At 72.0% G+C, this 8,766-nt stretch carries 2 protein-coding genes and 1 pseudogene; all 3 read right to left on the bottom strand.

Annotated features, from left to right (window positions below; translation table 11 throughout):
* Positions 1–5,627 (bottom strand): type I polyketide synthase (locus EST54_RS31895; RefSeq protein WP_392567432.1); only part of this gene is annotated, 5,627 nt, incomplete at its 3' end.
* Between the two features lie 115 nt (positions 5,628–5,742).
* On the bottom strand, positions 5,743–6,420 hold the full coding sequence (locus EST54_RS31890; RefSeq protein ID WP_129251178.1) for an acyl carrier protein: 678 nt from the start codon (positions 6,418–6,420) through the stop codon (positions 5,743–5,745).
* 217 nt (positions 6,421–6,637) lie between these two features.
* Positions 6,638–8,590: pseudogene (locus EST54_RS36305) on the bottom strand (type I polyketide synthase); the annotation flags it as partial.
* Positions 8,591–8,766 lie beyond the last annotated feature (176 nt).

Below are 8,766 nucleotides of genomic sequence, written 5' to 3'. Positions count from 1 at the left end.
AACGCCCAGAATTCTTCCGGGGTGTTGACGCCGCCGGGGAAGCGGCAGCTCATGCCGACGATGGCGATCGGCTCGTCGGGCGCGGCGGTGCCGGAAGCCGTGACCGGGGCGTCCGTGTCGCGCGGCGCGTCTGCACCGACGAGTTCGGCCCGGAGGTACTCCGCGAGTGCGGCCGGTGTGGGGTGGTCGAAGACCAGGGTGACCGGCAGCCGGATCCCGGCCGCCGCGCCGAGCCGGTTGCGCAGGGTCACGGCGGCGAGCGAGTCGAACCCCAGGTCCTTGAAGGCACGCTCCGGTTCGACGGCGTCCCCGCTCTCATGTCCGAGAACGCCGGCGACCTGGGTACGTACCAGATCCAGCAGCAGACGGTCCCGCTCGGGCACCGGCATCCGGAGGAGTTGGTGGGCCAGGGTGCCGCTGCCGTCGGTGGCTGTGGCGGCGACCGCGCGGCGGGCCGCCGGGCGGACCAGGCCGCTCAGCAGCGGCGGCAGCGTACCGGGGCGGTTGCGCAGCGCAGCCAGGTCCAGGCGGATCGGCAGCAGGACCGGTGCCCCGCTGGACACGGCGGTGTCGAACAGCGCGAGGCCCTCCTCTCCCGACAGCCCGCGCACCCCGGACTTCGCCATCTGCTCCACGTCTGCCGAGGTCAGGTGCGTGGTCATACCTGTGTCTTGGGTCCACAGGCCCCAGGCGAGGGACTGTGCGGGGAGGTTTTGGGTGTGGCGGTGGTGGGCGAGGGCGTCGAGGAAGGCGTTGGCTGCGGCGTAGTTGGCTTGTCCGGTGGGGTCGAGGGTGGCTGCGGCGGAGGAGTAGAGGATGAAGTGGGTGAGGTTGAGGTGTTGGGTGGTGTGGTGGAGGTGCCAGGCGGCGTCTGCTTTGGGGGTGAGGGTGGTGTTGAGGTGGTGGGGGGTTTGGTTGGTGAGGGTGGCGTCTTGGAGGGTGCCTGCGGTGTGGATGATGGCTTTGAGGCGTGGGGTGTTGTTGATGAGGTGGGTGAGTTGGGTGGGGTTGCTGACGTCGCAGGTGGTGAGGGTGATGTGGGCGCCGAGTTGGGTGAGGTGTTGGGTGAGGTGGGTGGCGTTGGGGTGGTTGGGTCCTTGTCTGCTGGCGAGGGTGAGGTTGCGGATGTGGTGGTGGGTGATGAGGTGTTCGGCGAGGAGGGTGGCGAGTCCGCCGGTGCCGCCGGTGATCAGAACGGTGTCCTCGGGGTCCCAGTTTTCGAAGGCGGTGGGTTCGAGGGTGGGGGTCGGTGTGGTGGGTGTGGTGGCTCGGGTGAGTCGGGGTACGTAGGTCTCGCCGTTGCGCAGGGCCAGTTCCGGCTCACCGCTCGACAGCACCGCCGAGGCGAGCCGTCGCGCGGATTCGGGTGTTCCGTCCGAGTCGACCAGGACGAAGCAGTCCGGTGTCTCGGCCTGCGCGGCGCGCACCAGGCCCCACACGGCCGCGCCGATCAGGTCGACCGGCAGTCCCTCCGGCCCGGCCGCGCCCCGGGTGACCACGGCCAGCCGGGACGAGACCGGCCGGTCCTCGGCGGACCACCGCTGCAGCGCGGCCAATACGGTGCCGAGCACATCGCGCAGCCGCTGGGGCACCGACTCCGCCTCGCAGCCCTCCGCGAGGTCCACCGGCGGGCAGGGGACAAGCAGGACATCCGGCAGTGGCTGACCCTCCGCCCCGTCGGCGGCCACCTGGCCGGTGTCCGGCAGCAGACCGGCGTAGCTGCCGGCGGCCGCGGATGCGTCCGGAAGCGTCCAGGATCCGTCGAGAAGTGCCCACGGCACGGCGTCCGCCGTCGGTTCATCCGTCTCCGCTTCATCCGTCGTCCATGCGGCCCGCTGCCACTCCACCTGGAACAGTGAGTCGCGGTGCGGTGCCGGGGCGGCAGACAGCGCACCGGGGGTGACCGGGCGCAGTATCAGAGCGTCGACGGACGCGACGGGGGCGCCGGCTGGGTCCGTCAGGTGCAGACTCACCGCGTCGTCGCCGGCCGGCGAGATCCGTACCCGTACCGCGGCCGCGCCCACGGCCCGCAGGCTGACACCGGTCCAGCTGAAGGGCAGCCGGATCCCGCCGTCCGCGGTCTCGGCGGCGGAAGCGCCGAACGGGCCCAGACCGGCGGCGTGCAGCGCCGCGTCCAGCAGCGCCGGGTGCAGGCCGAACCTGGCCGCCTCGGCGCGGACGTCCTCGGGCAGCGCGACTTCCGCGAAGACCTCGTCGCCGCGCTGCCAGGCGGCATGCAGCCCCTGGAAGGACGGGCCGTAGCCGTAACCCTGGTCGCCGAGCCGTTCGTACAGGTCCGACACATCGAGCGCGGTGGCGCCCGTCGGCGGCCAGACATCCGGTGTGTCCGACTCCGACTCCGACTCCGACTCCGACGTCGACACCGACGCCGTCGTCGGGGAGTCGGCCGGGTGGGTCGTTTCGGGCACGAGGAAGCCGTCCGCGTGGGAGGTCCACGGCGTGTCGGCGCCGCCCTCGTCGGCGGGTCCGGTCAGCGGGCGCGCATGCACGCTCACCGGGCGCCGGCCGGCCGGGTCGGGCACCCCCACGAAGACCTGTAGCTGGACGCCGCCTTTTTCGGGCAACAACAGCGGTGCGGTCAGGGTGAGTTCGTCGACGCGGCCGCAACCGACCTGGTCACCTGCCCGTACGGCGAGTTCCACCAGCGCCGTACCGGGCAGCAGCACCGCACCGCCGGCCGCGTGGTCCGCCAGCCAGGGATGGGTGTCGAGGCCGATCCGCCCGGTCAGAAGTGCGCCGTCCGCATCAGCCAGCCGCACCACGGCGCCCAGCAGCGGATGATCGGCGGCGTCGAGCCCGGCGGACGTGACGTCCCCACCGGCGGCGTCCGGGCGCGGCCAGTACGGCCGGCGCTGGAACGGGTAGGTCGGCAGATCCACCCACGCCGGGGCGTACGGCGCGAGCGGCGGCGCCCAGTCCACCGCCACCCCCTGCGCCCAGACCTCACCGAGGGCGAGCAGGAAACGGTCCATGCCGCCGTCGTTCCTGCGCAGCGATCCGACCGCGGTGACCTGCCGCCCCAGCGCGTCGCCCGTCTCCTGGATGCCCATGGACAGCACGGGGTGCGGGCTGGACTCGACGAAGACGCCGTAGCCATCGGCCAGCAGCGCCCGGGTGGTCTCCTCAAAGCGCACCGTCTGCCGCAGATTGCGGTACCAGTACGACGCGTCGAGCTCGCCGGTGTCGATCAGCGAGGCCGTCACGGTCGAGTAGAACGGGACGCGGGACGCCCGGGGGGTGATGTCCGCAAGGGCCGCCAGCAACTCCGCCTCGATGGACTCCACATGGGCGGAGTGGGAGGCGTAGTCGACCGGAATGCGGCGCGCCCAGATGTCCTCGGACTGCAGCTCGGCGAGGAGTTCGTCCAGCGCGTCGGAGTCACCGGAGACGGCGACCGATCCCGCGCCGTTGATCGCGGCGACGGACAGCCGGCCGTCCCAGCGGCGCAGCCGCTCCGCGACCTGCCCGGCGGGCGACGACACCGACATCATGCCGCCGGGCCCGGCCAACCGCCGGGCGATGGCCTGGCTGCGCAGCGTCACCACGCGGGCGGCGTCCTCCAGGGACAGCGCCCCCGCGACACAGGCAGCCGCGATCTCGCCCTGGGAGTGACCCACCACCGCGGCGGGCTGCACTCCGTGCGCGCGCCACAGCTCCGCCAGCGAGACCAGCACAGAGAACAGCACCGGCTGGACCACATCGACGCGTTCCAGGGTCGGCGCGCCCGGATCGGCCCGCAGTACGGCCAGCAGATCCCAGTCGACAAAGGGGCCCAGGGCCTGTGCACACTCCCGTATCCGGTCGGCGAACGCGGGGGAACGGTCCAGGAGTTCCCGAGCCATGCCCACCCATTGCGAGCCCTGCCCGGGGAAGACGAAGGCGACCTTGGGCCGGCCGCCGGCGGTGCCGCGCACCACGTTGTCCGGGGTCTCGCCGGCGGCCGTGGACCGCAGCCCGGCCAGTAGCTCCGGCATCCCGTCCGCGACCAGTACGGCCCGGTGCTCCAGCGCGGCGCGGGTGGTCGCCAGGGAGTGCGCGAGATCCGCCGGACGCAGGCCGGGGTCGGCCGCCACCCGCTCGGCGAGCCGGCCTGCCTGGGCGCGCAACGCCGCTCCGGTCTTGGCGGTGAGGAGGAACGGCAGCGCGGCGGCGACCGGCTCGTCGGCGCTCACCGCGTCGATACCGGGGCTCTCCGGCGCACCGGACGGGGCCGGATCTGCCGCAGGGGCCTGTTCCAGGATCACATGGGCGTTGGTGCCGCTCAGGCCGAACGACGACACGCCCGCGCGGCGCGGGCGGTCACGCTGCCACGGCACCGGCTCGGTGAGCAGTTCCACCGCCCCGTCCGCCCAGTCGACCTTCGACGACGGGGCGTCCACATGCAAGGTCCTGGGCAGCACACCGTGCCGCATCGCCATCACTGCCTTGATCACCCCGGCCACCCCCGCGGCGGCCTGGGTGTGCCCGATGTTCGACTTGACCGAGCCCAGCCACAGCGGGTCCGTCGCCGAACGGCCCTTGCCGTAGGTGGCCATCAGCGCCTGGGCCTCGATGGGGTCGCCGAGCACGGTGCCGGTGCCGTGCGCCTCCACCACGTCGACATCCCCGGTGGTGAGCCCCGCGTCGGCCAGCGCCTGGCGGATCACGCGCTGCTGGGACGGGCCGTTGGGCGCGGTGAGGCCGTTGCTGGCACCGTCCTGGTTCAGCGCGGAGCCCCTCACCACCGCGAGAATGCGGCGGTCGTTCCGGCGCGCGTCGGACAGCTTCTCCAGTACGAGCATGCCGGCACCCTCGCCCCAGCCCGTACCGGCGGCGGCATCGGCGAAGGACCGGCAGCGGCCGTCCAGGGCCAGCCCGCGCTGCCTGCTGAACTCGACGAACGTACGGGCCGTGGACATCACGGTGACGCCGCCGGCCAGTGCCAGCGTGCAGGTGCCCTGGCGCAGCGCCTGCACCGCGAGGTGCAGCGCCACCAGCGAGGACGAGCAGGCCGTGTCGATCGAGACGGCGGGCCCTTCCAGGCCGAGGGTGTAGGAGATCCGGCCGGACACGATGCTGCCGTCGGTGCCGGTGACCATGAACCCTTCGGCACCCTCGGGAACCGTACCCACCCGGACCGGATAGTCGGTGGCCATGACGCCCGCGTACACGCCGGTCTGACTGCCCGTCAGGGCCGTCGGATCGATGCCGGCCCGCTCGAACGCCTCCCACGCGACCTCCAGCAACAGCCGCTGCTGAGGGTCGGTGGCGGTCGCCTCGTGCGGGCTCATTCCGAAGAACGCCGCATCGAACTCCGGTGCCCGGTGCAGGAATCCGCCCTGCCCCGTATAGCTGGTGTGCGGGCGCTTCCCCTCCGGGTCGTACACCCCGTCGAGGTCCCAGCCCCGGTTGTCCGGGAACGCGGTGATCGCGTCGCCGCCCGCGTCGACGAGCGACCACAGGTCCTCGGGAGACTCCACATCCCCCGGAAAGCGGCAGCTCATGCCCACGATCGCCACTGGTTCCGCCGCGGCGGCGGTGACCTCGTCATACCGCCGGCGCAGCCGCTCGTTCTCCAGCAGCGAGGTGCGCAGCGCCTCGGCGATCTTCTGGACAGGTGTATCCACGGTGGTCACTCGCATTCCTCGGTCGCTCGTATCACGGGGCTGGGCTCGCTCCGCCGGGCCGGGTGCCGGCGCCCCCCCGGTGCGGTGGGGGAGCGCCGGCGCCCGGCCGCAACGGTCACTCGGGCTGTTCGGAGTCGCTGCGCTCGAACGCCGCACGGACGAGATCGTCGATGTCCATCGCCAGGATCGCGTCGCTCTGATCGGCCTGGTCACCGGCCGGGGCCGCGTCGTTCCGCCCGGCTGCCTGACCGGTCGTCCGCCCGGCAACCTGAGCGGCTGTCTGCCCGGCCTGATCGCCGTCGGGCGTGCTCTCCGGGGATGCGGTACAGGCACCAGCGGCGGGCACGTCGCCGCCCTCCGCGCCCCCTGCCGGGAGCGTGGACGGGGCCAGTGCCAGCAGCGCGTCCAGCAGGCCCGCTTCCTTGATACGGCTCAGCGGCACCGAGTCGAGCAGCCGGCGCAGCGCTTCCTCGTCCGCTTCCGGAACCCGCAGCCGCGCCTCGATCTCCTCGACGGCCGGCAGCAACTCCTCCAGCAGGTACTTCGCCATGGTCTGCGGCGTCGGATAGTCGAAGACCAAGGTGGCCGACAGCCGCTGCCCGGTGACCCCCTTCAGCCGGTTGCGCAGCTCCACCGCGGTGAGCGAGTCGAATCCGGAGTCCTGGAACGACCGGGCCGGGTCGAGCGAAGAGCCATCGGCGTGCCCCAGTACCCCGGCCACCTCGCCGCAGATCAGGTCCTCCAGCAGATGGCGCCGCTCGTCGTCGCCGAGGGGGGCCAGCCGCTCCTCCAACGACGCATGGTCCTGGTGTGTGTTGGTGGTTGTGGTGGGTGGTGAGTGCGGTGTCGAAGAGGGTGAGGTTTTGGGTGGTGGTGAGGGGGATGAGGGGGCCGTTGTTCATGCGGTTGAGGTCGGTTTGGGTGAGGTGGGTGGCCATGCCGTGGTGGGTGTTCCAGAGTCCCCAGGCGAGGGACTGTGCGGGGAGGTTTTGGGTGTGGCGGTGGTGGGCGAGGGCGTCGAGGAAGGCGTTGGCTGCGGCGTAGTTGGCTTGTCCGGTGGGGTCGAGGGTGGCTGCGGCGGAGGAGTAGAGGATGAAGTGGGTGAGGTTGAGGTGTTGGGTGGTGTGGTGGAGGTGCCAGGCGGCGTCTGCTTTGGGGGTGAGGGTGGTGTTGAGGTGGTGGGGTGTTTGGTTGGTGAGGGTGGCGTCTTGGAGGGTGCCTGCGGTGTGGATGATGGCTTTGAGGCGTGGGGTGTTGTTGATGAGGTGGGTGAGTTGGGTGGGGTTGCTGACGTCGCAGGTGGTGAGGGTGATGTGGGCGCCGAGTTGGGTGAGGTGTTGGGTGAGGTGGGTGGCGTTGGGGTGGTGGGGTCCTTGTCTGCTGGCGAGGGTGAGGTTGCGGATGTGGTGGTGGGTGATGAGGTGTTCGGCGAGGAGGGTGGCGAGTCCGCCGGTACCGCCGGTGATCAGAACGGTGTCCTCGGGATCCCAGTCCTCGAAACCCGTGAGCGCCGGCGACTCCGCAGCCTTCTCCTCCGGTATGACGCGCCCCAGCCGGGCGACGCGCACGCCGTCCCTATGGACCCACACCTGCGGCTCGGCGCCGGCAAGAGCCGCCGGGAAGTAGCGGGCCGAGGCCGCGTCACCGTCCCAGCGGGCCAGCACGAAGCAGCCCGGATTCTCCGCCTGGGCCGACCGGACCAGGCCCTCCACCGCCGCGTTGATCAGGCTGCCGTAGCCCTCCGTGTCCCGCGTGACGACGACCAGCCGGGAGGATGCCAGCCGCTCCTGCGCCAGCCACTGCTGCAGCGTGCCGAGCACCGCACCGAGGACCTCGCGCAGTCGCTGCGGCATCGCGGTGACGTCGTTCCCGTCCCTGTTCCCGTACCCGTTCCCGTCTCCGTCTCCGTCCCCGTATCCCTCCCCGTATCCGTCCTCGAACTCGACCACCGGGCACAGCAGTAGTGCCACCTCCGGCACCGCCTCGCCCAGCGAGGCAACATCCGGGTACGACGTGATCCCCGGCCATGCCCGGTCGGCGTCCGCCTCCGGGCCGAGCACCACCCACCCGTCCGGGACAGCCGCGGCCGGGCTCACTCCGTCCGTCGGGATCGGCGTCCACTCCACCTGGTACAGCGGCAGCGCCCCCTCGCGTGCCGTCGTGATCTGCTCGGCCGACACCGGCCGGGCGGCCATGGCACGAACCGTCGCCACCGGCACACCGGCCGCGTCGGCCAGATCCAGCGACGTCGTGTCCGCGCTGCCCTCGACCGCCGCGATCCTGACCCGCAGCGAGGTCGCCCCCGAGGCGTGCAGCGACACCCCGCTCCACGCGAACGGGAGCGACGCACCGCTGCCGGGCTGCCGGGTGCCGTCACCCACCAATTCGGTGGCGTGTAGGGCGGCGTCGAGGAGCGCGGGGTGCAGCCCGAACGCGTCGGCGTCCCCGTGGGCCTCCTCAGGGAGGGCGACCTCGGCGAAGATCTCGCCACCACGGCGCCAGGCGGCGCGCAGCCCCCGGAAGACCGGACCGTACTCAAGGCCGTCCGCGGCCAGGGCCAGGTAGAGCACGCTTACGTCGACGGGCGTGGCACCCTCGGGCGGCCATACGCTCAGATCGGCCCCGGAACCGGATGCGGCCGTGTCGTCCACGAGGAGACCACGGGCATGCCGGGTCCAGACATCGTCCGAAGCCGCGTCCTGATTCCGCGCGTACACGCTGACCTGCCTACGGGCGGACTCGTCAGGCTCCCCGACGGATACCCGGAGATCGCAGCCACCGTGCTGCGGGAGGACGAGCGGCACCTCAAGGGTGAGCTCATCCAGCACGCCGCACCCCACTTGGTCGCCCGCCCGCAGCGCGAGCTCGACGCAGGCGGTGCCGGGCAGGAGCGTGGCGCCCATGACAGCGTGATCGGCCAGCCAGGGGTGGGACTGGAGGCTGATGCGGCCCGTCAGTACCACCGCATCCGACTCCGGCAGAGCGATGGCGGCACCGAGCAGCGGATGCTCCGCGGGAACCAGACCAGCGGCGGCCACGTCTGCCTGCTCCGCTACCGCATTGAGCCAGTAGCGCCGGCGTTGGAAGGGGTAGGTGGGGAGGTCGATGGGTTGGGTGGGGGTTGTTGTGGTGTGGAGGG

Source organism: Streptomyces sioyaensis (assembly GCF_004122735.1).
Classification (GTDB): domain Bacteria; phylum Actinomycetota; class Actinomycetes; order Streptomycetales; family Streptomycetaceae; genus Streptomyces; species Streptomyces sioyaensis.
Note: the sequence above shows the minus strand (reverse complement) of the source record. Positions and strands in the feature narration are given on the sequence as shown.